The sequence below is a fragment of the Nannocystis pusilla genome, from assembly GCF_020073745.1.
GTDB classification, from domain to species: Bacteria; Myxococcota_A; Polyangia; order Nannocystales; family Nannocystaceae; genus Nannocystis; species Nannocystis radixulma.
Window position 1 is genome coordinate 15,827 of record NZ_JAIRAU010000003.1, and the last position, 26,664, is coordinate 42,490.

Genomic DNA, 26,664 nt, shown 5'->3' on the forward strand with positions numbered 1-26,664 from the left:
CACCGGGCCGATCCGGACATGTCAGCGCAGCCGGATCGTGAGCGCGAGGAACGCGGAGAAGCCGAACCGCCCGGGGCGGAACACCACGTCGGGGCGCGGATCGAGGAGGAAGCCCGGGCGGCGCAGGCTGAGCACCGCCTCGGCGCGCGCGAGCAGGCCGACGCGCGGGTGCAGGGCGACCCGCAGGCCGACGCCGGCGAGCAGGCCGAGCCACAGCGAGCGGGCGACCTGCGGCGTGAGCGCGCCGGTGCCCTCGCCGGTGATGCCGCCCGCGGCAAGGCCCCCGCACAGCGGCAGGCGCACGCGGCCGCGCTCCCACGCGCCGCAGCCGCGGGCGGCGACGTGGCCGTGGACGAACTTGCCGCCGTGGCCGCCGCTGAACTGGTCGCGCTGGAGGGCCCAGTAGTGGCCGCTGAGCTCGGCTTGCCAGCGCGGGCCGGCGAGGGTGAGGCCGAGCGCGGCGGTCGGGGTGAGGCGCGGGAGGAGGCCGAGGCCGAGGCCGCCGCCGGCCCAGAGATCGAGGTGGAGCCTGTCCGACGGCGGGGGGCGGTCGCGCGCGGGCGGATCGGCGCGAGGGGCAGGAGCGGGCGGCGAGGCGGACTCGGGCGGCGACGGGCGCGGCGGCGAGGTGGGGTCAGGGCTTGGGGACTGGCGCGGCGGCGGGACGGGATCGGCCGCGGGCGGCGCGGGCACGGTCGGCTCGCTCTCGTCGCCGGCCAGCGGGGCCTCGGGGGGCAGCGCGGCCGGGTCGACGGCGCGGACGTCGATGGCGATGGCGATCAGCCACGCGGCGGTGTCGATCGCGGCGGCGCAGCTGTCGGTGGTGAGCACGCGTTCGGCCGGGCCGTCGCCGGCGTCGAGGCGGAGCTCGAGCCGGAACCGCTGCGCGGCCTCGCGGACGACCAGCACGCCGACCCGCACCGGCTCACGCCGCTCGACCGCGAGGCCCCCGAGCGAGCGCCGAATCCCCGCGTGCAGGACCTCGACGTCGGGACAGCCCTGCGGCACCCGCCAGGTGACGACCACCGTGTCGGCGGGATCGGCCGCGCGCGCGAGCGCGGCGAACAGGGCGGCGGCGGCGACCGGCATCGAACGGGGGCGGAGTGTACGCGTCGCCGCCCGCGCGGGCCAGTGGCGGGCAGGGCCGCGCGGGCGGCTCGACGTGACGGCTGGTCGCCGGCGCGCGCCTGGCTGAAGAGACAGGTGTTGCGAGGCCGGCGATCCGAGGACATGACGGAAGAGACAGGTGTGCGGGCGCGGAGGACGGGGCCGGGAGGCCGGGGGCCCGAAGGGTAGCGAGACATGGTCGAAGGGACATGTTTTACGGCAACCCGCTCGGCTCGTTCAAGATGGCTGAGCGCCCTTCGGACGCCGGCTTGCGCGGCGGGCGGCCTCGTTGCGTGATCCGCGACAGAGTAGGCGCCGGTGTTACGGTGCGAGCGACGACGGAGCGGCGCTCGCCGAGCCGCGAGCCGTTGCGACGCCCCGGCGCGCCGACCTGCGGTACGGCGAATCGCGGCAGGCGAGCGCCGGAGCGCGCGAGCAGGAGGGATCGATGCGAGGGATCGTGAGCGAAGGGAATCGTGGTGGTCGGTGGCTGGTCGCCGGGATGGCCTGGTGCCTGTGGGCGTCCGCTTGCGCCGAGCCCGAGGACTGGGAATTGACGGAGATCGGGGCGGACGAGCAGGCCGAGCTGCGCGTGGACGAAGAGGACGAGGGCGAGGACCTGGCGCTCGCGGTCGGTGCGGGGGAATGGAAGGACACGGTCGAGTCGAGGATCGCGGCCCACGCGGACGCCGACGGCTCGCTCGACGGCTGCACCGACGACACGCTGGCGAGCGCCGAGCCGCCCGGCCACCGTCCGGCGAGCTGCACGGACCATCGGGACATGATGAAGTGAGCATGTCCCGGGGGGAATGTGCCAATGGGCATGTCGGTCAGGGCATGTCCCGCAGGACATCCCGGCCGTGGAGCGCGGCGACCTCGCGGATGGCGGCGAGCTTGGCCGCGAGCGGGGCCCAGTCGTCGCGCTCGGCGATCGGGGCCCACAGCGCCTCGACCTCGTCGATGAGCAGCGAGCAGGGGGCGTCGCCGGCGTAGTACCGGTGGGCCAGGCGGGCCGGCGCGGCGGGGGCGTGCTCGGCCCAGGCGCGGCGCACGGGCAGGAACTCGGGGGCCTCGTAGCGGGCCGCGGCAGGTCCGGCGAGGGCCCGCGCGGCGCTGGCCTCGCCGCCGTACCAGTCGAAGTAGAAGCGGTCGAGGTCGAGCCGGCTGTCGGCGAGGAAGGCGTAGCAGGCGTCCATGACGGCGTCGTCGGCGGCGTCGCCGCGGCTCTCGAGGCCGAGGCGGTCGAGGAAGGCGCGCCGGACCGCGGCCAGGAACGCCGGCTCGAAGGCGGCGAGGCTGTCCTCGAGGACATCTCGTCCGGCGAGCGGCAGGAGGGCCTCGGCGAGGCGCCCGAGGTCCCACAGGACGGCGTTGGGCTGGCGACCGAAGGCGTAGAAGCCGGTCTCGTCGAAGTAGGCGGCGGTGAAGCCGAGGTCGTAGACGGGCAGGAAGCGCCAGGGGCCGTAGTCGAAGCTCTCGCCGGTGATGTTGATGTTGTCGGTGTTGAGCACGCCGTGGACGAAGCCGGCGACGGTCCAGGCGGCCGCGGTGGCGGCGACGCGCTCGACGACGGCGCGCACGAGCGCGGCGGTGGTGGCCGCGAGGTCGAAGCGGCGCGCGGCGGGGAAGTGGTGCTGCACGGCGTAGTCGACCAGGGCGCCGAGGCGGGCGAGGTCGCGGTGGTAGGCGTGCCGCTGGAAGGTGCCGATCCGCAGGTTGGAGTGGCTGAGGCGCACGAGCACGCACGAGCGCGTCGGCGACGGCTCGTCGCCGCGCCACAGCCGCTCGCCGGTCTCGAACACGCTGACGATCTTGCAGGTGTCGACGCCGCGGGCGGCGAGCAGCTCGGCGGCCAGGATCTCGCGCACGCCGCCCTTGAGGGTGAGGCGGCCGTCGCCGCCGCGCGCGTACGGGGTGGCGCCGCTGCCCTTGGTGCCGAGGTCGAGCAGGCGATCGTCGCCGGCGTCGCGTAGCTGGGCGAACAGGAACCCGCGGCCGTCGCCGAGGGCGGGGTTGTAACTGCCGAACTGATGCCCGTGGTAGCGCAGCGCCAGCGGCTCGGGCAGGTTGCCCGGCAGCGGCTCGAAGCGGGCGAAGTGCGCCTCCCACTCGCTCGCGGTCAGGGTGTCGAGGCCGATCCGCGCGGCCCAGCGATCGTCGCGGTGACGCAGGAGGTGCACCGGAAATCGCGCCGGGGCGACGACGTCGGCGAAGCCGTCGCCGAGGGCGAGGTGGCGGGGATCGGGCCGATAGCGGGCAGACGGCGGCACGGCGAGAGCTTGGCACGCGCGCCGCGGATGGGGCCGCACGCGGCGCGTGAGGCGACGACGGCGCGCGATCCGTGGTAGGTGTGGACGATGGGCTTCGACCTGCACATGGTGCGCACCCCCGCCGCGGCCGACGAGGCCGAGCTGCCGAACTCGAGCGGGATCGCGGGCTACTACCGCTTCAACGTGTGGGGCATGAACATGACGGTCGGAGCGCTCGAGTGGGCCGACGCGATCCACCATGGGCCGTCGCCGCCGATCCCCGAGCCCGAGCTGAAGGGGATCGACGAGGAGCGCCTGTTCGATGTCATCGAGGCGATCCGCGGCGAGGCTCCCGCGTCGGCGGCGCCGCCGACCGAAGCCGAGCTGAGCGCCGCGCGGGCGTACGTGCAGGCGCACGAGGATTCGGTGTCGGGGTCGTCGCTGGTCGACGGCCGCGTGGGCGCGTACAAGTTCCAGACGAACGACGGCTGGCTGGTGACGCCGGAGGAGTGCACGGTGCTGGCTCGCAAGCTGCGCCAGCACGCGGAGCTGATCGCCCGCGATTACTTCCCCGACGCGGGCGTGAAGCAGGACGACGGCCGGCGCTGGATCCTCGGGTTCGCTCGCTACAACGAGATCGCGGCCGAGCACGGCGGCTATCGCGTGCGCTGATCGCCGCGCACGCCGGTGTGGGACATGTTCTTGGAGACATGTCTTTTAAAAAATGTCGTTATGGACATGTTGTCAGAGACATGGTCGGTGCGGCCCCCTCAAGGGTTCGGGCCGGTTGCGACCGGGCGCGCCGGATCGGCGCTCCATTCGCTCCACGAGCCGGGATAGAGCGATGCGCCGTGCAGGCCCGCGATCTCCAGCGCGAGCGCGTTGTGGCAGGCGGTGACACCGGAGCCGCACTGGAGAATGACGCGATTCGGCTCGGCGCCGGCCAGCAGCTCGGCAAACTGCTCGCGCAGCTCGCGGCCGGTCTTGAAGCGACCGTCGGCGGTCAGGTTGTCCTTGAAGAAGCGGTTGAGCGCGCCGGGGATGTGGCCGCCGACGGGATCGATCGTCTCGTTCTCGCCGCGATAGCGGTCGGGCGCGCGCGCGTCGATGACGGTCCGCGTGCGCGAGGTCAGGTTCGCGAGCACAGCGTCCGCGTCGACCGTCGATTCGAGCGGCGCGGATGCACGGAAATCGCCGCGCGCCGGCTGCGGCATCTCCCTCGTCAGCGGCTGGCCGGCGGCTTGCCAGGCCTGCAGCCCGCCGTCGAGCACGGCGACCGCATCGTGCCCGAGCCAGCGCAGCAGCCACCACAGTCGGGCAGCGTACGCGCCGCCCTGCGCGTCGTAGGCGACGACCTGCTGACCCTGCCTGAGCCCGCGATCGGCGAGCGTGGCGACGAGCGCGTCGCGCGACGGGAGCGGATGGCGACCGTTGGCGCCGGTCTTGCGGCCCGACAGGTCGCGGTCGAGATGGAGATACTGCGCGCCCGGGATGTGTCCGGCCGCATACGCGGCTTCACCCGCGCCGGTATCGGCGAGATCGAAGCGGCAGTCGAACCGCGCGACGCCGGCGGGCGCGGCGGCCAGGAGTTCGGCGAGCTCGTCCGCGGAGATGAGCGTGGTGTGATGCGTGTGCGGCATGGCGAGCATGTGATTGTCGCAGACGCGAGGACCTCGAGCTACCCGCTGCCGCGACCTGGCGGTCCATGGTCGTGTCCGCAGTCGTGAGCCCGGTGCCGTCGGTCGCCGGGGGGTCGTCGCTGCAGCCGTGAGGGTCAGGGCGGAGAGGAGCGTCGTGGCGAGCGAGACCTTGGACATGGCGCTGTGGGATCGGTACTACTCGAAGATCGACAGGGGCACGGCGTCGGCCATCGCCTGGTAGCCGGCGTCGTTGGGATGCAGGTGATCGCCGCTGTCGAACGCGGCGAGGATCCTCGTGGGGTGCTCCGGGTCGCGCACGGCGGCCTCGAAATCGATCACCCCGTCGTAGGCGTCGTTGTCGCGGATCCAGGCGTTGACGGCCTGGCGAATCTCTTCCCCTTCGATCGTGTAGTAAGGCGGAAACGCGGCCTCGAACGGCATGATCGTGCCGACGAAGGTCTTGACCCCTTGTTCCCTCGCCTCGCCGGCGAGCGACTCGAGCCCGTTGATGAGCTCGTCCGCGGTCACTTGCTCGGAAGGGCCGACGAATCCCGGCATGCCGATGTCGTTGATGCCGATCAGGACAATGGCGTGGGTCACTCCCGGGGTACCGAGGACGTCGCGCTCGAAGCGCGACAGGCCGCTCGGACCGAGAGAGTCCCGCAGCAGGCGGTTGCCGCCGAGGCCGTGGTTGACGAGCGCGACCGAGCGAAGCTCCGGGTCCTCCTGCAAGCGCGCGAACAGCCGATCGGGGTAGCTCTTGCGCGCGTCGACGGTGGAGCCGGACCCGTCCGTGATCGAGTCGCCGAAGGTGACGACGACCCTGTCGGTCACCGTCGATTCGACGTCGACGCCGGCGAGCCAGAAGGCGGACGCGAGCGAGCTCGACCCGGTCAGGCTCTCGCGCGCCGCCTGGTCGCCCTGGGCGACGGCGTGCGTCGTGAGCGAAAACGGGTGCCAGGTCGCGAGCTCCGACGGCTCGGCGGCGTAGATGCTGACGATCAGGCGGTCGCCCGGGCGCACCTCGAGGTCCACGCCGTCGCTCAGCGCATCGGTGCTCGCCGCGATCGTCGCGCCGGTCTTGCCGGCGAACCGGACCTGGCGCTCGCTGTCCGGCGCCGTGACGTGAGGCTCGAGCTCCTTCGCCACCCGGACCTCCGCGAGCTCGAGCGGCCGGCTGCCGAAGATGTTCGAGATCCGGAGCCGGACCCGATCGCCGGAGGCGGTGACCGTGACCGTCTGGCGCAGCGTCTCGTCGCTGAAGCTGCGCGACTTCAGCTCGCCGATCTCCTCCGCGGGATCCATCATGCTCGTCGCCCAGGCGGCGACCCAGCGCGCGTCCGGCCCCTCGCCCTCGTCAGCACCGTCGCAGCCGGCAGCGGCGAGCGTCAGAGCGAGCGCCCCGATCGTCGCGAACTTGGGTCCCATGGTTCCATGCGTCGTGAATTTCGCCATTGTCTGTGCTCCTCGTCGGGGACGTGCCCTGGTTTCACCTCCTCGTCGAACGACGGTGGGCCGGATCGACACGGCGAGCCGCGGGTGCGGTGTTTTTTTTCAAAAGAGGAGCGAGCGCAGCGGAGGAGGGGCGATCCGGGCGGGCAGGCTCATCGGTCGGGCGAACGAGTTCGCGCCCACCGCCGCGCGTCACGTCGGCGGCAGCTCGCCGGCGGCGAGGGACATCGCGCCGACGACGACGGCCCGGTCCTCGCGCTCCTCGAGGATCGATTCGACGCGCTCGAAGCGGACCTCCCAGGCGACGGGGCGGGTGGTGTCGGCGGGATCGAGGCGGAATCGCAGCACGCGCGGCGGCTCGCCGGGGTGCGGGCGATCGTCGGAGCGCTCGACGCGGAGCGGGCCGCCGTGATCGGGAGCGCGCTCGAGGGCGTAGTGGCGCGCGAGGTACTGCGTGGTCCACGGGCGCGCGGGGCCGCGTCCGAGCGGGCGCACGGCGACGGCGAGGCGGCGGAACAGGTCGCCGGTGGGGACGGCGTGGCCGACGACGTCGGGCCGGGCCGCGACCTCGATCTCGACGGTGTCGGGGGCCACCCGCGCGGCCGAGATGGTGAGCGCGTCGCGGAAGTAGTCGTCGTCGCGCGAGCCGACGAAGGCGTGACTGCGGGCGCCGTGGCGGTCGCGCATGTGACAGTCGCCGCATCCGGTGGCGGCCAGCGGCGAGGCGGCGTGCTCGGCGATCGTGCGCTGCATCGCCTCGGGGCGGGCGCGTCGGCGGCTGTCGGGGAAGGCGAATTGGTGGCAGTTGGCGCAGGCGGCAGCGGTGGCGAAGCGCGGGTCGCGGCGCAGCGGATGGGGGGCGGCGACTTCGGGCCCGTCGGCGGCCAGCACGGCGTCGCCGACGACGTGGCAGCTGACGCACCCGACCCCGATGTCCGCGGCCCAGCCGGTCGCGGGCCGCCTCGGGTCGGCCTCGGGCGCGTGGCAGCCGCGGCAGAACGGGACCGGTTCGTGGGCCAGGGCGCGCTGGAATTCGCGGTCGGTGTAGGCGGTCTGGTGCTGCGAGCCGCGCCACTGGGTCGCCTGGAGCTCGTGGCAGGCCTCGCAGGCGTCGTTGTCGAGCTGCAGCCGACCCTCGGCGGCCTGCGGGGCGGGACCCGGCATGGTGGGGTCATGTGGCGCAAGGACCATGTGCATTCGGACATGGTCGCCGGCGCTGCCCGGGACGACCACCGGCGCGCCGTCCGGGCCGATCGGGGCGGCGCGGGTCCGCCGATACGCGGCCGCGCCCGCGAGCACGAGCAGCGAGACGGCGAGGAAGGCGAGCGAGCGCCGCGGGGTCATGGAGCGCCCTGCGAGCATGACATCTCGAGCCAGCGGGCGGCGAGCATGCGCGCGTGGACGTAGGGGTTGAGGCCGTAGCAGCCGAACGAGAAGCCGTCGTTGACCTCGACCAGGGCGGTGCTGCCGTCGGCGAGCACGCCGAAGTCGAGGGTGTAGGCGACGGGGGCGGCGGTCCAGGCGGCCGCGGCGGCGCGGACGACGGTGGGGTCGGGGGTCCGCAGCGGATCGCCGTGGTAGTGGCCGACGCCGACGACCTCGCGCGCGTGCACGAAGTAGCGCCACTCGGCGACGAACTCGACGACCTCGGACAGCCACACCGCCGTGTCGGGCTCCTCGTGGGCCCAGCCGGCCGTGCGCAGCAGGTCGCGGTAGACGGCGAGGACGTGGCCCGTGAACTCCTTGTGCCCGGTGACGGGTTTGATGAAGACGGGCGGGTCGAAGCGGTCGTCGCGGCACAGGGCGTGGGCCTCGCGGATGGTGGACCTGCACACGCGACGGCGCAGAAACGGCGCCAGCGGCTCGGGGTAGTCGATGTTGGCGGGCTCCGGCGCGCCGAGCTGCGCGAGCGCGGCGCGGACGGTGCCGATCCCGCCGATGACCGCGGCGTCGCGCTCGAGCGCGAGCTTGCCCTCGGCGAGGTCGGACCACACGAACGACTCGGCCCACACGCCCAACCTCGTGAAGCCGTACCAGGCGTTGTAGACGTTCTTGTTGATGAACTCGCCGGTGGCGGGGTCGCGCTGGACGAAGACCTTGGCGAGCATGGCGGCGCCGACAGTGCCACAAGTCCCGCGGGCGGGCAGCGGGCGCGCGGGCGCTGCCGGGCGCGCGGGCGCGCGGTGTCCGAGAGAGCATGTTCGCGAGGACAGGTTCCGATGGTCCGGGGGGTAGGCCCGCCCGGGCCTGCGCTGTCGTCTCGCCGGACTCTCGGGTACGCTGGCGGGGTGCGTCATCGCTACTACGGCAAGATCGCCGGGCCCGGCGAGCCGCTCGGGGTCGTGCCCGGCGGACCCTGGGTCGCGCTCGAGAAGATCCACGGGGCGCAGATGCTGATCGCCGTGGCCGGCGAGCAGGTCCGCTTCGGCAAGCGCAAGGCGTGGCTGGCCGACGACGAGCCGTTCTTCGGCTGGCAGCTGGTGCGGGCGGGGCTCGCCGAGGTCGCGCGCGCGGCCGCGAGGCGGCTGGGGGCGGCGGTGGTGGTGTTCTACGGCGAGCTGTTCGGCGGCGGCTATCCGCACCCCGAGGTGGCCCCGGTGCCGGGGCTGCAGCCGGTGCAGACGGGCATCTGGTACGCGCCGGACCTGCGCTGGGCGGCCTTCGACGCGGTGGTGGCGGGCGACGACGCCGACGACGGCGAGCTGCTGGCGTTCCGCGAGCTCGCCGAGCTGGCCCGAGAGACAGGGATGCTGGTGCCGCCGGTGGTGCGCACGGGGCCGCGCCCGCACGTCGAGGCGGCGCCGACGCGGGCGGTGACGCGGGTGCCGGCGCAGCTCGGGCTGCCTGCGCTGGCCGACAACTTCGCCGAGGGCCTGGTGGTGCGGCCGGACGCGCGGGCGCGACCGGGGGCGCGGCCGACGTACAAGCGCAAGATCGCCGAGTTCGACGAGCAGCGGTTCCAGGACAGCGAGGCGTGGGACCGGCACCAGCGGCCCGATCGCGCGGCCCTGGTCGCGTGGGCCGAGCGGCTGACGAACCCGGCGCGGATCGCCAGCGCGGTGTCGAAGTGGGGCCGGCACGACCGCGAGGTCGTGCTCGACGAGGTCGAGCTCGACGTGCTCATCGACCTCGCCGCCGCGTTCCCCGCGGCCCTGCAGGCGGCAAGCGAGGCGGACGAGGCTGCCGTGCGCGCGGCGGTGCGCGCGGCCGCGGCGGCGCTGCTGTGAGGGCGCTGCAGGAGCCGGCGGCGCCGGGGCGCGCGGTCCGACGGGACGCCTGCGAGCGCGCCGCGCTCGGGTCTGTCGATCGTGCGCACGCGCGGGGCGCGAAACTAGGGCTCACCTCAAGGACATGTTTGATAGAACATGTCGCAAAGAAAATGTTTTATTGAACATGTCCGTGAGGGCATGAACCGGGGGTCAGCGAGCGGGGCGGCGGGGGGCGTCGACGTGCACGTGGGCGCCGTCGCCGTCGCCGCGCAGCTCGATGATCTGGTCGGCGCGGTGCTGGGTGAGCAGGGCGGTCAGGTCGACGCCGAGCTGGTGCAGGGCGGCGAGGTGGCGGCTCTCCTCGTCGTGGCGGGCGCGCTCGTCGGCGAGGGCGCGCTCCTGGTCGAGGCGCCGCTGGGTGCGCTGGAACTCGCCGCGGGCGCTGTCGGCCTCGAGCTCGGCGGCGCTGCGGGCCTTCTGCAGGGCCAGCGCGTGGGCCTGCTCGGACGCGCCGTCGGCCCGCTGGCGCTCGCCGCGGGCCAGCTGGCGCTCGAGCTTGAAGTCCTCGAGCTCCTGCGCCTGCTGCTGGGTGGCGCGCTCGAGCTGCAGGCGCGTGCGCGATTCGATGGCCTGGTCGAGCATCTGCTGCAGCGACGGCGGGGCGTCGAAGCCGCGGTAGACGACCTTGCCGATCCGGTAGCCGCACTGCTCGGCGCGGCTGGTCAGCTGGCGGTAGGTGGCGAGGTCGCCGAGCTGGTCGGTGTGGAGCTTGAACGAGGCGAGGTCGTGGCGGCCGAGGAAGTCGACGACGTCGCTGGTGGCGGCGTTGACGAAGTCGCCGATCGGGTCGTGCGTGGTCGCCAGCATGAGCTCGATGTCGACGAGCTCGAAGAAGATCATGAGGCGCACGGTGATGACGGCGTCGTCGGCGGTCCGGACGTCCTCGACGTCGTGGTACATCTGGTCCGGCATCAGCCACAGTTTCTGGAACACGAGGGCGTTCGGGACCTTGCGGTAGCCGGCGCCGGTCGAGCCGTGCCACGAGAAGGTGTGCAGCCACTCGCCCGGCTGGGCCACGAACACCGCCGGACCCTGCAGCACGCGCCGGGTGACCTCGCCGCTGGCGGCCCGCTCGTAGATGACGACGGCCTCCTTGGCGGCGAGCTGCAGGCCTTCCTCGCGGGTGGCCGAGAGGTGCTTGCGCGGGTCGAGCCACAGGTGCGCGGGGCCGACGAGGTGCTCCTGGCGGCCGTCGCGGTAGCGCACGACCAAGAACTCGCCGGGGTGGGCGACGTAGTGCTCCATGCGCCGGAAGGTGCGCCCGAACGTGGAGACCCGCTTCGGCCCCACGAGCTCCTCCATGGTGCCGTCCTTGTGGATCATCAGGACGTGCTCGCCGTCCTCGATCGTGTATGAGAACATGCCGGGTCTCCTGGTCGAGCGAGTGGGGTCTCGGCCGTCGTCGCCGGGCCGCGGGGCGCGGATCAGCCGGACGTCGTCGGCGCGCTGCTCCTGCGGCGCGACGTGGTCGTCCGCGTCGGCCGTCTGCGCCGGCGCGATCGACTGCGCGGCGCTGCTCATGCGCATCGGCATGACCCGCGTCCGCGTGTTCGCCGGCGGCGCCGCGACCTCCTGCAGCGCCCCTGCCTGCTTGTTGTACACGTAGCGCTTGTCCACGTCGGACGGACGATACCATCGAACGGCGGCGAGCTGACGCGGGCGATTCGCGGCCGTGAAGGGTCGATTCCGCGCGCAGTCGCGCGAGGCGGCGAATGTGCACAGGGCAATCGCTGGCCGGTGTCCGCCGGGCGGCGATCAATTGCGGCGACGGGCGGGCGTCACCGCACCCGCGGTCGCGTCGGGGCGCGGCCGCGGCGGCGCAATTGTTCGCGGCCCGGCGGTCACCACTCCTGCGAACGCATGTTGCCGAGAAAGCAGGAACGAACCGTGAACTACAGCAAGCACGTCCTATTCATCGCCCTCTGTACGACCCTCGGGGCCTGCGACGAGGGGCCGGGTCCGGACGGGGAAGCGGCGCCGGGGGCGTCGCCGGCGATCACGGAGGTGGCGGAGTTCGACCGGATCGTCGGCGCCGAGGCCGACGGCGCGTTCGCGGGCTTCGCCGGCGCCGAGGACGCGCCTGACGTCCGGGTGTTCGCGCCGGGCGAGATGTCGCGGCACCTGTCCCCGGAGACAGCCGATCTGACGATCCGCCCGACGCCGGTCCTGGCGGCCGGCGAGATCGCGGAGCCGGCCGGGTACGGCCATTACTGCAGCATGACGTGGAGCGGCGGCGGCTGGGCGTACGCGTGGGACACGAACGGCGGCGACCCGTGCGCGTATCTGATCGGCGAGTTCGGCCCGGGCACGATCCGCAAGGCGGGCCTGTTCTCCGCCGCGGGCGGCAACCAGGCGGTGGTGTGGTGCGACGGCCAGACGTGGGGCCCCGCGGTCTATCGCGGGTCCGGCGGCGGGCCGCTGACGGCGGCGTTCAACGCGTCGGTGGCGGCGCAGGAGCCCAATTGCGTGATGACGGTGTCGTCGCTGGAGCTGCCGATCTTCGAGCGCGCGCCGGCGTCGTTCTCGTCGATCGGCACCGGCGTCGACTTCGCCCGCGAGGGGGCGCCGACGCTCAACACCGGGTGGTTCGGGGCGGTCGCGCCGTACCTGAACGCGATGGCGACGCAGGTCAACTTCAAGGGGCACGCGAGGACCGACTTCCTGGCGGACCACGACGGCTGGGACTGGGGCGCGGCCGAGAACACCGACCTCTACGCGCTCACCGACGGCAAGGTGATCGTCAGCCGCGATTACCACACGTCGGCGGTGGCCTGCGCGACGGCGGAGGCGGCGAAGGTGAAGAACTCCGGCTGCATCAACCGCGACTTCCCGGCGGGCTGGCCGGCGGCGTGCTCGAGCTGGAGCGACCTGTCGCCGTCGTGCCAGGCGGCGATCGCGAACGGCGACTACATCTCGTACCGCAACGCGGGCTGGGACGGGTTCCTGCAGGGCGAGGTGTACGTGCGCCACAAGGTGGTGGCCGCGCCCGCGACCTACAACGAGAGCTTCGTGGCCGGCTACTTCCACGTCAAGCGCACGGTCACGCCGGCGGTCGGCACCAACGTCACGAAGAACACGATCGTCGGCGACGTGGGCAACGGCGGCTGGACCACCGGACCGCACCTGCACCTGACGGTGATCCGCGAGACGAATGTGGGCACCCCGGCGCAGAAGGACCGGTGGTTCGCGGTCAACGGCGACACGTGCACCAATTGCACCGGCGGCTCGCACGACTTCCACCGCTACGCGGTCGACCCGTTCGGCTGGCAGGCGCCCGCCCACGCCGACCCGCGCGGCTGGGCGACCCGGGACGGGGCGATGAGCCCGAAGCTGTGGAAGGCGAACGCGAATCCGCCGAGCACGGGCGACTGGGGCCTCTGAGCGCAGGCGGCGACGCGCGGGCGCTGCCGCCTGCGCGTCGTCATTGCGCGGGCACGCCCGAGGCCCAGCAGTCGCAGGGGCAGCCCTGGGCGCGCGCGCGGTCCTCGTCGCACAGCGGTCCGGGCTTCATGAAATCGGTGGGGCAGCGATCGCGTCGTCGGGGACGCCGTCCTGATCGAGGTCGGCGGTCGACTTGTCGGCGCCGGCCGGCTGCGCGCAATTCGGTGAATCATGGCGGTCGGTCGCGGGCGGCGGGCAGGGGCGTGAATCACCGCAGTCGCGCTTGGCGGATGAGTCGGGCTGCGGCGGGCAGGGGCGCGAATCATCGCAGTCGGAGGCGCGGGCGCCGGACGGGGCGGGCGCTCCGATCGGCGAACCCGGGCGACACGCGACCGCCAGCAGGGCGGCGACGCAGAGCGACCGCAGGCCGTGTGTACGATGCATGCGGGCAGGATACTGCTCGCGTCGCGGGCAGGTCCGGGCCTCGGCGATGCGCGAGGACGCGCCACGGGCGAGGAGAGCGTCCTGGGATGGCGGCGGTCGGCCTGTGGCCCTGGGCGCAGATCCGCGCGCGGTTGCGCTGGCGAAGCTGCCGTCGCTCGGCGGCCGGCTGATCCACGGGCCGTTCGAGACGCCGATGGGGCCGAGCGCGATGGTCGTGGAGCCGCAGGGCGCCGTGTTCGCGCAGACGCAGGTGACCGGCTCGTACGCGTAACGGCGGCGAGGCCGGGCGGGGGCGTGAGCGAGTGGCCGGCGCCGCGTGAATGGGGAGACTGGTTTTCGTCGGCGTGAGCCGATATCGGTGGATCGGGCCAATAAGACATGTCCTGAACGCCATGCATGGACATGCTCGTGCGCCGCGCCGGCGAGGGGACGCGAGTGACGGCGGACTGGGGCCAGGAGACCCGATGTCAGGTGTCCGTGCCGCGGCAGGCCCTGCGGCGACGCCTGCGAGGCGATCTCGCGGTGAGGCGTGCAGGCCGCGAAGGGGCCGATGCGGCGGCGCGGCGCGGGCTCGCAAGCGTCGTTCCATGGGTCGCACGGCCCGCGACGTTCGCGGCGAACGTCGTTACGCGGCGAGACGGCCGGATCGGGCGCTTGAACTTTCACCGATCGATTCTATAGACCGAGGAGCGCCGGCGCGCACTCGCCGGACGGAGGACCCGGCGGATGCAATTCGCGAACAGCAGCGAGCTCGATCGATTCCGCGAGGCGGTGGCGACGATCGACGCCGGCGCGATCGAGCGCCTCACGGCGCTGCTCGACGCCGATCCGGGCCTGGTTGCGGTGCGCTGCCGCGTCGGGCAATGGTACGAGAGCGGCTATTTCGCGGGGGCGACGCTGCTCCACCACGTGGCCGGCAACCCCGATCGCGGGCCGCTGCCGGACGAGATCGTCGACGTCGCGCGGCTGCTGATCGACCGCGGGAGCGCGGCCTGGGCGGCCCAGGCGACCCTCGATCTGGTGCTCACGAGCCGTCGGGCGTCGGAGTCGGGCGCGGCGCCGGGGCTCATCGATCGCCTGATCGCCGGCGGGGCCCGGCTCGACCTCGCCGACCCCGACCTGCTGTCGCGACCGCTCCTGAACCTGGCGCCGGCGACCGCGGAGGAGCTGGTGCTGCGCGGGGCGAAGATCGACGTCCGCCACGCGGCGGCGCTCGGACGCATCGATACGCTCACGCACCTGCTCAGCCCCGAGCTCGACCGCGAGGTGCTGGCAGAGGCGCTGGCGTACGCGTGCATCCGCGAGCAGCACGCCGCGGTGGCGCTGCTCCTGGGCTGCGGGGCAGAGGGCGACCGGCCGGTGCGCCCGGGCGGACAGAGCGCGCGCACGCCGTTGCACGAGGCGGCCTGGCGCGGCCACGTCGGGATCGTCGAGCGGCTGCTGGCCCACGGCGCCGATCCGCAGGTGCGAGACGCCCGCTGGCGCGGCACGGCGGCCGACTGGGCCGAACACGGCGGACACCCGGCGCTGGCGCGGCGGCTGCAGCGGCTGGCGTCGTGATGGCTTTTTGAGCATGTCTTCGAGGGCATGTGATAAAGGACATGGTGTTGATGATATGTCGTCGAGGGCATGGTCTTTCAGACATGCTTCGGCGGCGGGTCGCGGCGGCCCGGGGCGGCGGCGCGGCGGTCGGGGGCGGCAAGTCGGCGGAGCGGGGGCGAGGTCGCGTTGCATGCGCCGGTGCCGAAGGGAGCGGCCGCGGGGAGGACGAAGCCGGTGTCCGGCTCAGGTCGGGCCGGGGTGTCCCGAGGTCCGGCGGGACGGGGGCGGCGCGATGGCCCGCGGTGGCGGGCGGGACACGTGACAGGGCCGTCTGCCACGAGTCGGTCGGGCGCAAGCGCGCGGGTGCGCGCCGGCCGGGGGGAGTGGTAGGCTCGTGCTCGCCATGGCTCGCACCGCCGGTCTCGTGTCGTTCGCCCTGCTCCTCGGATGCGCAAACTCGGCGCCGCCGCAGCCCACGCAGGTGCCGCTGAACGCGACCAGCGGGCCGGTGGTGCGCCCCAATCCGATCACGACGCCGACCGACCGCGACGGCGATCGCGTGCCGGACGCCGCCGATGCGTGCCCGGATCAGGCCGGGGGGCCGCGCGACGGCTGCCCGGTGGTCGACCGCGACGGCGACGGGATCTCCGACCGCTACGACAAGTGCCCCGACGTGCCCGAGCCGCGCGACGGTCGAGCCGACGGCGACGGCTGCCCGGTGACGGCCAACTGACCCGAGAGACAGGTCGTTCGAGGGCTGCGACGAGCGGCCCGAGCCGCGCGACGATCGAAGGCCGCGGTTTGCGGGTCGCTGTGGTCGTGCGCGGTCGTTCTCGAGGTTCTGCTGGCCGGCCTCGGGGTCGAAGATGTCGTGGTCGGTCTCGCCGATCAGGCCGCCCGGGTCGGCGCCAACGAGGTTCTCGGAGCGGCCGGCGCGATCACGGCTGCTGTCGCGCTTGCGGGAGGAGCCGGTCGCGGAGCTCGCGGGCCCAACTTTCGAGGTCGGTCTGCGTGCTGGTGAGCAGGGCGGGGCTGTCCGCGAGGGCGGCGAGCTGCTCCTCGAGCAATTGCCGGGCGCGGCGCAGGCGGGTCTTGGCGGTGCCGAGCGGGATCGCGAGCGCGAGCGCGGCCTCGGCGGCGGTCATCTGCTCCCAGTAGTGCAGCTCGATCAGGGCCTGGTACTCGATCGGGAGCCGGCGCAGGGCCGCGAGCACGAGGCGCTGCTCGCTGCGGGCGGCGAGCACCTCGCTCGGGGTGCTCCGCAGGTCGTGGATCGAGGTCGTCATGAGGTCGATCCGGCTGCGCCGCTGGGCCTCGAAGTGCTTGCACAGCAGGTTGTAGGCGATCGAGAACAGATAGGTGCGGAAGCTGGCCTCGCCGCGGTAGCGGGCGAAGCCCTCGAGGCAGGCGAGGAAGGTCCGCTGGATCAGGTCGTTGCCGGCCGGGGCGCCGACCTTGTTGTGGAAGAAGCGGGCGACGGCGTCGTAGTGGCGCTCGAACAGCTCGGCGCCGGCGTCCGAATCGCCGGCGCGCCAGGCATCGACGAGCTCGGCGTCGGACGGCATCGCGGCGCACCGTACCAGCTCGCCCGGGACCCGGCAATGCGCGCCGCGGTGGCGCAATCGGACCCGCCCGCGGGCTCGCGCGAGCCCGCGCGGACGGCCGCGAGCGCCGAGGACGGCGGCGATCGGGGCCGGCCCGGTTCACGATCGCGGCGGCGCGGTGGCGCGAATGGCATCAGGGGGTCCGGGCATTGGATTGATAGGAGTCGCCGCGCGGCGGCTCGTCGCCGGCGGGCTGGTGGCGGCGCAGGGCCGGCGGCGGGACGATGGGGGTGCGCGTCCGGGTGTCCCGCGGGGCGGCGCCGACGTGGCGGATGGCGGCGCGCGGGAGGTCGTGCGCGCGGGCGCCGTCGATCGCCGCGGCCTCGACGGCGTGGGCGAGGAAGTTGCCGCTCATGCACACGGCGAGGGCGATGCCGGCGTGCTCGGGGGCGATGCCGAGATCGAGCATGAGGGCGGCGAGGGTGATGCCGATGTTGGGCGGCAACGGGTGCAGGGCGGCGACCACCCGCAGGTGCAGCCGCCAGTACCGACCGCGCGAGAGCGGGCCGTCGCCGACGAGCCGCAGGACGCCGGCCCGCCGCTCGTCGACGGCGCGGAAGGGCACGCCGAAGCCGCCGATCCGGTTGTGGGCGCGCTCCCGCCAGAGCTGCACGGCCCGGGCGACTGCGGCGTCGTCGCCGTCGTCGCCGACCTCGCCGGCGATCCACGCGAGCGCCTCGGCGGCGCCGACGAGCGAGCCGGGGCCCATGATCTTGCCGGCGCTGACGAGCTGGGCGCCGAAGTAGCCGACGAGCGGGTCGCCGTGGCTGGCGAGCAGGCGGGTGAGCTTGAGCGGCCAGACGCGCGCGTCGGGCGAGATGCTGCCGAGCACGAGCAGGCGCAGGACGTCGCGGCCCTGGTCGGTGATCGCGGGCAGGCCGAGCGCGAGCAGCAGGGGGTCGCTGGCGGCCGTGACCTCGTGCGCCCAGTGGGCGAACACGCTGCGGCCGAAGAAGCGGTTGTCGCCGTCGACGATGGTGCCGACGCGGGTGTGGATCGGTACGGTCATGGGGATGGAAGGAGGTGCGTGGAACGGGAATGATGGGCGCGTTGCTCTCGGAGCGCGTGAGGAAGGTGGTCGTGTGAATATGAGCGGTCGCAGCGGACCTGGGCGAAGTGTTTATATTGTCGCAGTGTGATGATTTGCGCGGGGGGCGAGGATCGTCACTCGTCCTCGTCATAACGGTAGGCCGGGAGATCGAGGGGGTAGCCCAGGACGGCGCCAGGGGCGGCGCAGGCGGCCTCGGCGAGGGCGAGCGGGAGGCGGGCCCAGGTGGCGAAGGCGTGCAGGCGGGCGGGGTCGCCGACGCCGAGGCGCATGAGGATGGCGTAGGCGGCGGCGACCCGGGTCAGGGCCGGGGCCGCAGGGAAGGCGCGCTCGCGGCCGAACCACCGCGCGCTGTCGGCGACGAGTTCGGCCCAGGCGTCGCGCTCGGCGGGCGCGGCGTCGGGCCCGAGGACGGCGACGGCGGGCGGCTCGTCGACCTGTCCCGAGAGCCAGGCGAACATCGGGGCGAGCGCGCGCAGCTCGGCGGCGATGTGCTGCCCGAGCGCGACGGTGACGACGGCCGGGACGACCTCGTCGGGGGCGCCGGAGATCCGCGCGAGCACGCCGGCGTGCACGGGGGCCTCGCCGACGTGCAGCGGGGCGAGCCACCACAGGGCGCGGCCGAGAGCCTCGCGCTCGTGCTCGCCGGGCAGCTCGCCGGTGAGCGCGAGCCAGGCGAGGTCGGCGACGCCGACGTGGCGCGCGAGGTCGGCCTGGACGGCGTAGCCGTGGACGCGCGGGTCGGGGCCGGGATCGACGACGTGCGCGGTCAGGGTCGCGGGGGTCTCGACGCGATCGAGGATGCCGTCGACGATCGTCACGCGGCCCCCTTGCTGGTCTGGCTCTCGAGGCTGCGGGTCCGGGCGGCGAGGATCGGCGAGGGGACGGTGGGATCGATGCGGACGTCGAGCACGAAGGGGCCGTCGTGGGCGAGCGCGCGGTCGAGGGCGGCGTCGAGCTCGGGCTCGGCGAGGACGGCGAGGCCGTCGACGCCCTGGCTGCGGGCGAAGGCGACGAAGTCGGTGCGCGGCATCTGGGTCTCGAGCGGGCGCATGCCGAGCGCGAGCATGCCGTGGTGGTTGAGGCCGAGCTGGGCGTCGTTGAGGACGATCCACAGGACGCGGGCGCCGTACTGCGCGGCGGTGTTGATCTCGTTGTTCATGAGCATGGCGCCGTCGCCGACGACGGCGACGACGCGCCGGTCGCCGGCCAGAGCCGCGCCGACGCAGCCGGTGGTGAAGTGACCCATCGAACCCCAGGCGGCGCTGGTGCGGTAGCGGCCGGGCCGATCGAAGCGCAGGCGGGCGTTGCACCACGTGAAGGCGTTGCCGGCCTCGCTCATGACGAGGGCGTCGGTGGCGTCGACGATCCGGGCCTGGATCGCCTGCAACAAGTACGAGGGGCGCACGTCGCCGCGGGACCGGGGCGGCAAGGGGGGCTCGGCGTGGCGCTCGGGCAGGGCGATCGGCTCGCGCCGGGCGTACCAGCCGGTCTCGCCGGCGCGCGCGTGCAGGGCGGCGAAGAACTGCGCGGCGTCGGCGACGATGCCGCGACCGGGGACCTCGGGGTAGGCGGCGCCGAAGGCCGCAGGGTCGATGTCGACGTGGGTCCAGCGCTCGCTCGGCGCGAGGCCGGGGGCGAGGAAGGAGGTGACCTCGCCGAGCCGGGTGCCGACGACGAGGACGTGCCGCGGACGACGGGCGCGGAACCACTGCTGCACCTCGGCGCCGCCGCCGGCCCCGCTGACGCCGATGAACAGCGGGTGCGACTCGGGGAACAGCCCCTTGGCCCGCGGCGAGGTGATGACGGGCAGGTGCGCGGCCTCGGCGAAGCGCAGCAGATCGTCGCGGGCCGCGAGCGCGCCGTGGCCGACCCAGATCGCGGCGCCGGGATCGCGGAGGGCGTCGAGGCAGGCGTCGACGGCTCCGCGCGTGGGCGCGGGCGGGTCGAAGCGCCAGGCGGCGCCGAGCGGCCGCGGCGTGGGCAGCAGCTTGCCCTGCAGCGACAGCGGCAGGCCGAGGTGGGCGACGTAACCGCCGGGCGCCGTGAGGCCGCGGACGATCCGGCCGAGGGCGCCGGCGAGCTCGTCCTCGCTCTCGGGGACGAAGACGTCGTGGAAGATGCTGCCCGCGCGGGTGACGTCGGCGGGCATGCTGGCCGCGCTGGTCTCCTGCACGGCGCCGCGGCCCTGCTGCGACCGCGAGGTGAAGCCGGAGACGACGAGCAGCTTGGCCCCGTCGACGCGCGCGGCCATGGCGGCGTTGAGGACGTTGAACAGGCCGGGCCCGGTGGTGACGGCGACGACGGCAGGGCGACCGGTGGCGAACCAGCTCTCGATCGCGGAGAAGCCGGCGCCGGCCTCGTGGCGGAAGTGATAGAAGCGGATCGGGGTGTTGGCGAGGCCGGCCGCGAGCGGGGCGATGCCGCCGCCGATGACGCCGAATGCCTCGCGCACGCCGGCTGCGTGCAGCGCGAGGAAGATCGAGCGGGCGACGCTGGGCGCGTCCGCTGCCGCCCACGCGGCCCGTCGCTCGCCCCAGCCCACGACGTCCCCGTCCCCGTCTTCCACCTGTCTCACGACCCGTGTGTCCAATTCACAACTCCTCGTGCGTGACCGCGTCGCGGTGCAGGCCGGTAGTTCCCGCCGCGGCGCGAATGGATTGCGGGGCCGCGAAAAAATCGACCGATGGCGTCGCAGGGCGGTGTACGAGGGCGAGGGGGCTGGAATCGGCGAATGCACGAGAACGCGCGCCGGGCCGGCAGAGCGCGGGGTGGCAGGCGGCGCATCGCGCCGTCTCGGCGGGCTCGCTCACCGGCGTTGGCGACGAAGGGGACCGGGGCGCACGGCGGGCTGGCGCGGGCGTCGGGGTCGGACACGGGTGCCATGCCGCGTGCCGTGGAGATCGACGAGGTCGGCGGGAACGCAGGCGAACACTCGTTGGCACGGAACGTGAAAAAGAACTACGGCATGCCGAGAATTAATCGTCTTCTTCGTGTCCTCGAGGGCGCCGCGCTGGTGGGCACGTGCGCTCTGGTCGTCTCCGTCCCTCGCCTCGCGGACGCGTGTGGGGCTTCGGCGCCGGAGCTGATCCAGCAGCTGCCGATCGGCGGCGGGAGCTATCCGGGCAACGGGGCGCTGCTGTTCTGGGGCTTCGAGCTGTCGCTCGAGCAATTGACGGTGACGGTCGACGGCGAGCCGGCGACGCTGGTGGCGGCCGATTTCGCCGAGGGGTTGGCGGACCTGGCGGTCCGCGTCGAGCCGGCGCCGCAGGAGGGCCAGGCGGTCGCGATCAGCGGCAAGATCTGCGACTGGGAGGCCAACTGCGAGCTGTCGCTGACGTACACCGCGAGCGCGGACGATGTCGCCGCGCCGGTGCCGATCGCCGAGGCGTCGTTCTTCGCCGTCTACGACCACGCGGATCTCGACTTCTCGTCGGACTGTGGGGATTGGCAGGTACATCGCTCGATGTACGTGCATTTACAGCAGGCGGCGCCGGCCGACGGGGAGGCGGCGACGCTGTTCCTGGTGAACTGGGCGGAGAGCGAGGGCGCCGGCGCGATCCACCGCACGGAGCTGGCGTCGGGCGAGGCGACGACGATCACCGTGCAGCTCGGCGGGAACACGCTGGGCGGCGCGGACGTGATGAGCGAGGTGTGCCTCGAGGTGACGGCGATCGACACGGCCGGCAACAAGGCGGCGCCGTTCGAGCTGTGCCCGCCGTGCTTCTTCCGCGCGGACGAGGAGCCGCTCGAGACGCCGCCGCCCGAGCCGGTGTGGACCGAGGCCGACGCGGTCCCGGGCAGCGCCTGCGCGCCGGCGACCGAGGAGACGGCCGGCGACGAGAGCGGCGAGGCGCCGACGACGGGCGGCGAGCCGACGACGGGCGGCGAGCCGAACGACAGCGAGACCGGCGAGGACACCGACAGCGCCACCGGCGGCGAGGACGATCCGGGCAAGGGCTGCGCCTGCAGCAGCGACGGTGACGGCCGCGGCAGCGTGGGCCACCTGCTGCTGCTCGCGCTCGGGATCGGGACAGCGCGCCGGCGCAGGTGAGCGACGCGGAGCGCTCGGGTTCGGCCGAGCGCTCCGCGCCTCGATGCATGGATGGTGGAAAGGACATGCTTTTTAAAGCATGTCCTCATTAGCATGGATGAAAGGACATGGCCTTACGGACCTGTCGGGTGACCGGGTCGCCCGGGTCTGTGACGGTGACTGGTGCGCATCGACCGCGCCGGCGATCGGGGCTGCCGGTCCGGTCCAGTGCGGGCTTGGCGCAGGTGCTGGGGACGGCGCGTTCGCGGCGAAGGCGGGGGTCGAAATTTTTTTTCGGGTATCGTCGCGGGCGATGTCGAAGACCCCGGCTCGGCTCCGACTGGTCGGTGCATGCGCACCGATCTCCGGGGCGCACCAACCGAGAGGGAAGCACCCATGAAGTACATGATGATGATGAACACCCCGGGCGGCGGGCCGTTCCAGATCGGCCAGTGGGCGCCGAAGGACATCCACGCGCACATCGCGTTCATGAAGGGGTTCGCCGAGCGGCTGACCGCGTCGGGCGAGCTGGTGGCGGCGGAGGGGCTCGCCGGGCCCGATCAGGCCAGGCTCGTGCGCGCCGGCAAGAACGGCCAGCCGATCACCGACGGGGTGTTCCCGGAGTCGAAGGAGTTCCTCGCGGGCTACTGGATCGTCGACGTCTCCGGCCCCGAACGCGCCTACGAGCTCGCGGCCGAGGCCTCGGCGGCGCCCGGGCCCGGCGGCGAACCGCTCAACATGGCGATCGAGGTGCGCCAGGTGATGTGCGCGCCGCCCCCCGACCCGCTGTGACGACGCCGACGCCGGAGCACCGCCCCGAACGCCTGCTGCGCGACCTGGCGCCGCAGGTGCTCGGCGCGCTCATCCGGCGCTCCCGCGACTTCGCGACCTGCGAGGACGCGGTCCAGGAGGCGCTGCTCGCCGCGGCTCGCCAGTGGCCGCGCGAGGGCGTGCCCGCCAACCCGCGCGGCTGGCTGATCCACGTGGCGGCGCGGCGGATCACCGACCAATTGCGCAGCGAGGCGGCCCGCCGCCGGCGCGAGGCGATCGTCGTCAGCCTGGTGCCGCCCGAGGTGCAACTGGCGCTGGCCGAGGGCGACGAGGTCGGCCACGACGACACGCTGGTGCTGCTGTTCATGTGCTGCCACCCGGCGCTGTCGTCGGCGTCGGCGATCGCGTTGACGCTGCGCGCGGTGGGCGGGCTGACGACGGCGGAGATCGCCAGCGCGTTCATGGTCCCGGAGGCGACGATGGGCCAGCGGATCAGCCGCGCCAAGCAGAGCATCAAGACGTCCGGGGTGCCGTTCCGCATGCCGACGCCCGAAGAGCGGGCGCAGCGGCTGGCGGCGGTGTTGCACGTGCTGTACCTGATCTTCAACGAGGGCTACACGACGAGCTCGGGGCCGGCGCTGCAGCGCAGCGATCTGGCGAGCGAGGCGATCCGGCTGACGCGCGCGGTCCATTCGCTGTTGCCCGACGACGGCGAGGTGGCCGGCCTGCTGGCGCTGATGCTGCTGACGGACGCCCGTCGCGCGGCCCGCAGCGGGCCGGCGGGCGAGCTCGTCCCGCTCGACGAGCAGGATCGCGGGCTTTGGGATCGGGCGGCGATCGCCGAGGGGGTCGCGCTGATCTCGGCGACGCTGGCACGCGGGCAGGTCGGGCCGTACCAGGTGCAGGCGGCCATCTCGGCGGTGCACGACGAGGCGCCGCGGGCCGAAGACACCGACTGGCCGCAGATCCTGGCGCTCTACGAGGTGCTGCTGCGGATGGCCGACAACCCGATGGTGCGGCTCAATCACGCGGTCGCCGGCGCGATGGTGCACGGGCCGGCGGTCGGGCTGGCGCTGCTGCAGGCGCTCGACGGCGACCCGCGTCTGGCCGAAAACCACCGGCTCGAGGCCGTGCGCGCGCACCTGCTCGAGCGGGCCGGCGAGCGCGAGGCGGCGGTCGCCGGCTATCGCCGCGCAGCCGGCCGCACGGCGAGCGTGCCGGAGCGCGATTACCTGCTGATGCGCGCGGCTCGCCTCGACGCGCGCGAGTGAATCAGGGGAGGAAGTACTGGCACGAGTCGGGCTGGTCAGGCGGCTCGGCCGAGGGCAGCGTCACGGTCAGCTCGTGGTCGCCGCTGCGGACCTTGTAGGTCCCGGGGGCGAGGTCGGGGACCTCGCAGCGGGCCTCGAGCTGGGCGCACAGGGCGATGCAGGCGCCCGGGCCGGGCTCGCGGTAGGAGCCGCGGGCGTCGAGGAAGATGACGTCGCCCTCGACGCGGACATCACAGGCGGTCTCGACGCGGCGGGCGCAGGCGCTGATGCACTCCTCGAACACGACCTCGAAGGTGATGGCGTCGCCGGCCTCGAACATGGCGACGAGGCTCGGGTCGACGCAGACGTCGCCCTCCTCGAACTGGTTGGGCGAGCCGCAGGCGGGGATGAGGACGAGCAAGAGCGAGAGCAGGCGACGCATAAGGAGCATGGTCCCAACGTAGCACGGGATCGCCCGCGAAATCCGCGAATGTCCGTGCCGATCAATTGACGGGGGCCTGGTGGGCGCCGAAGTTGGCCGGACCGGCGAGCACGCGGCCGTCGATGTCGACGTAGTGACCGCCGGGCAGATCGGCGGCGGCGAGGCCGAGGTCGGCGAGCTCGGCGCCCCCGCCGGCGAGCGCCTCGGAGTCGACGCAAGTCGGCGCGAGTTCGTCGTCGAGGCACAGCTCGCCGGGGGCGCCGATGAAGGCGAGGTTGGGCTCGACGGTCCAGCTGGCGATGTCGGCGTCGCCGGCCGCGAACTCCCACGCCTCGGCGACGGCGCCGACGAGGAGGTTGCTGGCGTAGTGCATCTCGCTGAGCTTCGCCCCGGCGCCGCAGGTGCCGGGGTTCGAGTTCATGTTGATCCGCAGGCCGGCGGCGCTGGGCGTGCCGACGGTGTTGCCGAACAGCCAGTAGCGCGGGGCGTCGGCCTGGCCGGCGTGGAGGTAGAAGCCGCCCTCGCTGTGGACGAACACGTTGCTGAACATCAGCGTGTCGCCGCCGGTGCAGCCGACCTGCAGGTCGACGCCGACGCCGCCGATGAAGCGGTTATTGTACACGGCGCCGCTGTTGCCCGGGTTCCACTGCAGCGAGGAGCGCTGGTTGGGCTCGTTCGCCGTACCCGAGCCGGTGACGACGTTGTCGTGGACCTCGAGGCCGCCGCGGCACGAGCCGAATTGCATGCCGTCCCAGCCGGCGTTGTCGACGCGGTTGCGGTACACCTTGGCGTCGACCAGGGGGTAGGGCGGCGGCTGCTGGTCGGCGTTGTCGGTGTAATAACCGATGTAGAAGCCCTCGGTGAGGACGTCGTGGACGTAGTTGTGGTGGAGCCGCAGGTTGTGGAAGGTCCAGTTGTTGGCGTCGTAGTCGTCGCTGCCGCCGTTCCAGATCCGGAAGCCGCTGTCGGGGCCGTCGGCGATCTCGATGCCGAACATCTCGATGTCGGTCGAGCCGGTGTTGGTATTGCTGCCCTGCGTGTAATTGCGGACGAACACCGCCTGGCCGCCGGCGCCGGGGTTGGTGAGCGTGAAGCCGTACTCGACGTTGTCGCTGCCGCGGCCGTCGACGATGAGGTGCTGACAGTTGATGAGGTGGAGCAGCCAGCTGGCGTCCTGGTTGGTGACCGGGCCGTCGTTGATGATGTGGATCGGCGCCTCGGCGCTGCCCTGGAAGTTGAAGAAGGCGAAGTTGCCGGTGGTGCTGCCGGAGACCCGCACGAGGTCGCCCGGCATGACCTTGACGCCGTCGATCTCGCCGTTCTGGAAGTAAGACCCCGCGGCGAGGTCGACGAGGTGCACGGCGCGGCCGGCGTCGCTGCGCGGCGGGACGCAGGTGACGAGCCGGCGCTCGAACAGGGTGCTCTGGACCTGGCCGTCGGTGATGGTGGCGCGCACGTCGTAGTCGCGCCGGCCGTCGGGGCAGGTGAACAGGAACTCGAGCTCGCCCGAGCTGGCGACCTCGCTGCCGTCGTCGGCCGCGAACACGGTCCACGACACGCCGGTGAGCGCGACGGCGGTCTCGACCTTCAGCAGGGTCTCGCTGTCGCTCGCGGGGGCGTCGTCGGCGGGCACGCGCACGATCTCGTCGCTGGCCGACAGCGCGGCCGGCAGCGCGCCCTCGGGCAGCAGCTCGAAGGTGGCGGTGCAGCCGACGCCGCCGCCGATGTCGATCTCGGTCATCGGCTCGGCGCCGCTGCAATCGCCCGACCAGCCGGCGAACAGGCTGCCGGCCGCCGGGGTGGCCGTGAGCGCGACGAGGGTGCCGCCGGGGAGCATGTACGCGCAGGCCGGATCGCCGCAGGTCTCGCCGGGCGGATCGACGAGGACGGTGCCGTCGCCGGCGATGGTGATCGCGATCGTGGCGTCGCCGCCGTCGGTCGCGGGGCCGACGCTGGTGCCGTCGGTGGTGTCGGTCCCGGTGGTGGGCAGCGAGGTGACCTCGCTGCTGCCCTCGGTCGGCGGCGGCTCACCGCTGGTCTCGCTGGTCGTCTCGGTGGCGCTCGCGGTGCTCTCGCTGCCGTCGGTGCCGTCGCTGTCGGTGGTGGTGGCGCCCGGCGAGGGACACGCGACATTCAAGAGGAGCAGCGAGATCGAGGGACCGTAAGGACGACGCATGCGGCGATTGTACCCCCCGGACGCTGCCGCGAAAGCGGCGAGCCGAAGGCGAGGATTGGGGGCTGGCGCAGACATGGCCGCCTTCGCGGATTCGGGCCGCATTGGTCGGGGCCGGACCTGACGCGGTTGCAAAGGCATCCGACCGCTCGCGGGGCGCATCCGCGCGGGCGGAGTCCGGCGACGTTCGTGTCGTTTGCGTACGGCCCCGCTGTCGAAACGACGCCTTTACCGTTTGTAACTTTGGCTGCCAAGGATC

24 protein-coding genes are annotated in these 26,664 nt (G+C 73.3%); 10 read left to right on the forward strand and 14 right to left on the reverse strand.

All coding sequences use genetic code 11. The features are described from left to right. Positions 1–21: 21 nt before the first annotated feature. Positions 22–1,089 (reverse strand): hypothetical protein, encoded by a 1,068-nt coding sequence (locus K7C98_RS07590; RefSeq protein WP_224190899.1) that lies wholly within the window; start codon positions 1,087–1,089, stop codon positions 22–24. Between the two features lie 478 nt (positions 1,090–1,567). Here K7C98_RS07590 and K7C98_RS07595 point away from each other — a divergent pair, with 478 nt between their 5' ends. Next, complete coding sequence (locus tag K7C98_RS07595; protein ID WP_224190900.1) at positions 1,568–1,900, forward strand: hypothetical protein; 333 nt, start codon at positions 1,568–1,570, stop codon at positions 1,898–1,900. A 37-nt stretch (positions 1,901–1,937) separates the two neighbouring features. On the opposite strand, the gene K7C98_RS07600 is transcribed toward K7C98_RS07595, so the two are convergent. Then, positions 1,938–3,377, reverse strand: a complete 1,440-nt coding sequence (locus K7C98_RS07600; RefSeq protein WP_224190901.1) for a protein adenylyltransferase SelO family protein — start codon at positions 3,375–3,377, stop codon at positions 1,938–1,940. A gap of 87 nt (positions 3,378–3,464) precedes the next feature. Between K7C98_RS07600 and K7C98_RS07605 the strand changes: the two genes are divergently transcribed. Continuing rightward, positions 3,465–4,028, forward strand: a complete 564-nt coding sequence (locus tag K7C98_RS07605; RefSeq protein WP_224190902.1) for a hypothetical protein — start codon at positions 3,465–3,467, stop codon at positions 4,026–4,028. Between the two features lie 98 nt (positions 4,029–4,126). On the opposite strand, the gene K7C98_RS07610 is transcribed toward K7C98_RS07605, so the two are convergent. From K7C98_RS07610 to K7C98_RS07625, 4 genes are all read right to left on the reverse strand, one after another. Next, positions 4,127–4,996 (reverse strand): sulfurtransferase, encoded by an 870-nt coding sequence (locus K7C98_RS07610; protein ID WP_346660269.1) that lies wholly within the window; start codon positions 4,994–4,996, stop codon positions 4,127–4,129. A 195-nt stretch (positions 4,997–5,191) separates the two neighbouring features. Continuing rightward, positions 5,192–6,424 (reverse strand): SGNH/GDSL hydrolase family protein, encoded by a 1,233-nt coding sequence (locus tag K7C98_RS07615; RefSeq protein WP_224190904.1) that lies wholly within the window; start codon positions 6,422–6,424, stop codon positions 5,192–5,194. A 216-nt stretch (positions 6,425–6,640) separates the two neighbouring features. Next, positions 6,641–7,792 carry a cytochrome c family protein gene (locus K7C98_RS07620; RefSeq protein WP_224190905.1) on the reverse strand — a complete coding sequence of 384 codons (1,152 nt, stop codon included), beginning with the start codon at positions 7,790–7,792 and terminating at the stop codon, positions 6,641–6,643. Continuing rightward, positions 7,789–8,556: an ATP-grasp domain-containing protein gene (locus K7C98_RS07625; RefSeq protein ID WP_224190906.1), complete on the reverse strand. Its 768-nt coding sequence runs from the start codon at positions 8,554–8,556 to the stop codon at positions 7,789–7,791. Before K7C98_RS07625 ends, K7C98_RS07620 begins: the two co-directional genes overlap by 4 nt. Positions 8,557–8,736: 180 nt before the next feature. Here K7C98_RS07625 and K7C98_RS07630 point away from each other — a divergent pair, with 180 nt between their 5' ends. Then, entirely contained in the window at positions 8,737–9,675 is a 939-nt protein-coding gene (locus tag K7C98_RS07630; protein ID WP_224190907.1) for an RNA ligase family protein, read from the forward strand. A gap of 192 nt (positions 9,676–9,867) precedes the next feature. Here the strand turns inward: K7C98_RS07630 and K7C98_RS07635 are convergent, their stop codons facing one another. Then, a complete protein-coding gene (locus tag K7C98_RS07635) occupies positions 9,868–11,334 on the reverse strand; it encodes a hypothetical protein (protein WP_224190908.1) in 1,467 nt (488 codons plus the stop codon). Positions 11,335–11,604: 270 nt separating this feature from the next. Here K7C98_RS07635 and K7C98_RS07640 point away from each other — a divergent pair, with 270 nt between their 5' ends. After that, positions 11,605–13,098, forward strand: coding sequence for a M23 family metallopeptidase (locus K7C98_RS07640; RefSeq protein ID WP_224190909.1), 1,494 nt, complete (start codon positions 11,605–11,607; stop codon positions 13,096–13,098). 126 nt (positions 13,099–13,224) lie between these two features. Here the strand turns inward: K7C98_RS07640 and K7C98_RS07645 are convergent, their stop codons facing one another. Continuing rightward, positions 13,225–13,542, reverse strand: coding sequence for a hypothetical protein (locus K7C98_RS07645; RefSeq protein ID WP_224190910.1), 318 nt, complete (start codon positions 13,540–13,542; stop codon positions 13,225–13,227). 103 nt (positions 13,543–13,645) lie between these two features. Here K7C98_RS07645 and K7C98_RS07650 point away from each other — a divergent pair, with 103 nt between their 5' ends. The 3 genes from K7C98_RS07650 to K7C98_RS07660 all read left to right on the forward strand — a co-directional run bounded on the left by K7C98_RS07650 (position 13,646) and on the right by K7C98_RS07660 (position 15,817). Beyond that, positions 13,646–13,813: a hypothetical protein gene (locus K7C98_RS07650; RefSeq protein WP_224190911.1), complete on the forward strand. Its 168-nt coding sequence runs from the start codon at positions 13,646–13,648 to the stop codon at positions 13,811–13,813. Between the two features lie 455 nt (positions 13,814–14,268). Continuing rightward, positions 14,269–15,102, forward strand: coding sequence for an ankyrin repeat domain-containing protein (locus tag K7C98_RS07655; protein ID WP_224190912.1), 834 nt, complete (start codon positions 14,269–14,271; stop codon positions 15,100–15,102). 385 nt (positions 15,103–15,487) lie between these two features. Beyond that, positions 15,488–15,817: a thrombospondin type 3 repeat-containing protein gene (locus tag K7C98_RS07660; protein ID WP_224190913.1), complete on the forward strand. Its 330-nt coding sequence runs from the start codon at positions 15,488–15,490 to the stop codon at positions 15,815–15,817. Between the two features lie 205 nt (positions 15,818–16,022). On the opposite strand, the gene K7C98_RS07665 is transcribed toward K7C98_RS07660, so the two are convergent. The 4 genes from K7C98_RS07665 to K7C98_RS07680 form a co-directional block, all read right to left on the reverse strand. Then, the gene (locus K7C98_RS07665) at positions 16,023–16,649 is read right to left on the reverse strand and encodes an RNA polymerase sigma factor (RefSeq protein ID WP_224190914.1); all 627 of its coding nucleotides are present in this window, start codon (positions 16,647–16,649) and stop codon (positions 16,023–16,025) included. A gap of 172 nt (positions 16,650–16,821) precedes the next feature. Next, complete coding sequence (locus K7C98_RS07670; RefSeq protein ID WP_224190915.1) at positions 16,822–17,697, reverse strand: hypothetical protein; 876 nt, start codon at positions 17,695–17,697, stop codon at positions 16,822–16,824. A 155-nt stretch (positions 17,698–17,852) separates the two neighbouring features. Continuing rightward, on the reverse strand, positions 17,853–18,557 hold the full coding sequence (locus K7C98_RS07675) for a hypothetical protein (protein WP_224190916.1): 705 nt from the start codon (positions 18,555–18,557) through the stop codon (positions 17,853–17,855). Further along, on the reverse strand, positions 18,554–20,305 hold the full coding sequence (locus tag K7C98_RS07680; protein ID WP_224190917.1) for a thiamine pyrophosphate-dependent enzyme: 1,752 nt from the start codon (positions 20,303–20,305) through the stop codon (positions 18,554–18,556). The genes K7C98_RS07675 and K7C98_RS07680 overlap by 4 nt, the downstream gene beginning before the upstream one ends. A 327-nt stretch (positions 20,306–20,632) precedes the next feature. Here K7C98_RS07680 and K7C98_RS44650 point away from each other — a divergent pair, with 327 nt between their 5' ends. The 3 genes from K7C98_RS44650 to K7C98_RS07695 all read left to right on the forward strand — a co-directional run bounded on the left by K7C98_RS44650 (position 20,633) and on the right by K7C98_RS07695 (position 23,811). After that, entirely contained in the window at positions 20,633–21,790 is a 1,158-nt protein-coding gene (locus tag K7C98_RS44650; protein WP_224190918.1) for an MYXO-CTERM sorting domain-containing protein, read from the forward strand. 375 nt (positions 21,791–22,165) lie between these two features. Next, complete coding sequence (locus tag K7C98_RS07690) at positions 22,166–22,561, forward strand: YciI family protein (RefSeq protein ID WP_224190919.1); 396 nt, start codon at positions 22,166–22,168, stop codon at positions 22,559–22,561. Continuing rightward, positions 22,558–23,811: an RNA polymerase sigma factor gene (locus tag K7C98_RS07695; protein WP_224190920.1), complete on the forward strand. Its 1,254-nt coding sequence runs from the start codon at positions 22,558–22,560 to the stop codon at positions 23,809–23,811. The genes K7C98_RS07690 and K7C98_RS07695 overlap by 4 nt, the downstream gene beginning before the upstream one ends. 1 nt (position 23,812) lies before the next feature. Here K7C98_RS07695 and K7C98_RS07700 read toward each other — a convergent pair whose 3' ends face one another. Then, on the reverse strand, positions 23,813–24,241 hold the full coding sequence (locus tag K7C98_RS07700; protein WP_224190921.1) for a hypothetical protein: 429 nt from the start codon (positions 24,239–24,241) through the stop codon (positions 23,813–23,815). A gap of 52 nt (positions 24,242–24,293) precedes the next feature. Continuing rightward, positions 24,294–26,408: an InlB B-repeat-containing protein gene (locus tag K7C98_RS07705; protein WP_224190922.1), complete on the reverse strand. Its 2,115-nt coding sequence runs from the start codon at positions 26,406–26,408 to the stop codon at positions 24,294–24,296. Between the last annotated feature and the right edge of the window lie 256 nt (positions 26,409–26,664).

Excerpts from the sequence above, each read along its gene's own strand:
- K7C98_RS07690 (WP_224190919.1), top strand. The coding sequence starts at position 22,166 with ATGAAGTACATGATGATGATGAACACCCCGGGCGGCGGGCCGTTCCAG.
- K7C98_RS07625 (WP_224190906.1), bottom strand. The coding sequence starts at position 8,556 with ATGCTCGCCAAGGTCTTCGTCCAGCGCGACCCCGCCACCGGCGAGTTC.
- K7C98_RS07645 (WP_224190910.1), bottom strand. The coding sequence starts at position 13,542 with ATGCATCGTACACACGGCCTGCGGTCGCTCTGCGTCGCCGCCCTGCTG.
- K7C98_RS07700 (WP_224190921.1), bottom strand. The coding sequence starts at position 24,241 with ATGCTCCTTATGCGTCGCCTGCTCTCGCTCTTGCTCGTCCTCATCCCC.
- K7C98_RS07620 (WP_224190905.1), bottom strand. The coding sequence starts at position 7,792 with ATGACCCCGCGGCGCTCGCTCGCCTTCCTCGCCGTCTCGCTGCTCGTG.
- K7C98_RS07590 (WP_224190899.1), bottom strand. The coding sequence starts at position 1,089 with ATGCCGGTCGCCGCCGCCGCCCTGTTCGCCGCGCTCGCGCGCGCGGCC.
- K7C98_RS07605 (WP_224190902.1), top strand. The coding sequence starts at position 3,465 with ATGGGCTTCGACCTGCACATGGTGCGCACCCCCGCCGCGGCCGACGAG.
- K7C98_RS07655 (WP_224190912.1), top strand. The coding sequence starts at position 14,269 with ATGCAATTCGCGAACAGCAGCGAGCTCGATCGATTCCGCGAGGCGGTG.
- K7C98_RS07660 (WP_224190913.1), top strand. The coding sequence starts at position 15,488 with ATGGCTCGCACCGCCGGTCTCGTGTCGTTCGCCCTGCTCCTCGGATGC.
- K7C98_RS07705 (WP_224190922.1), bottom strand. The coding sequence starts at position 26,408 with ATGCGTCGTCCTTACGGTCCCTCGATCTCGCTGCTCCTCTTGAATGTC.
- K7C98_RS07665 (WP_224190914.1), bottom strand. The coding sequence starts at position 16,649 with ATGCCGTCCGACGCCGAGCTCGTCGATGCCTGGCGCGCCGGCGATTCG.
- K7C98_RS07615 (WP_224190904.1), bottom strand. The coding sequence starts at position 6,424 with ATGGGACCCAAGTTCGCGACGATCGGGGCGCTCGCTCTGACGCTCGCC.
- K7C98_RS07610 (WP_346660269.1), bottom strand. The coding sequence starts at position 4,996 with ATGCCGCACACGCATCACACCACGCTCATCTCCGCGGACGAGCTCGCC.
- K7C98_RS07670 (WP_224190915.1), bottom strand. The coding sequence starts at position 17,697 with ATGACCGTACCGATCCACACCCGCGTCGGCACCATCGTCGACGGCGAC.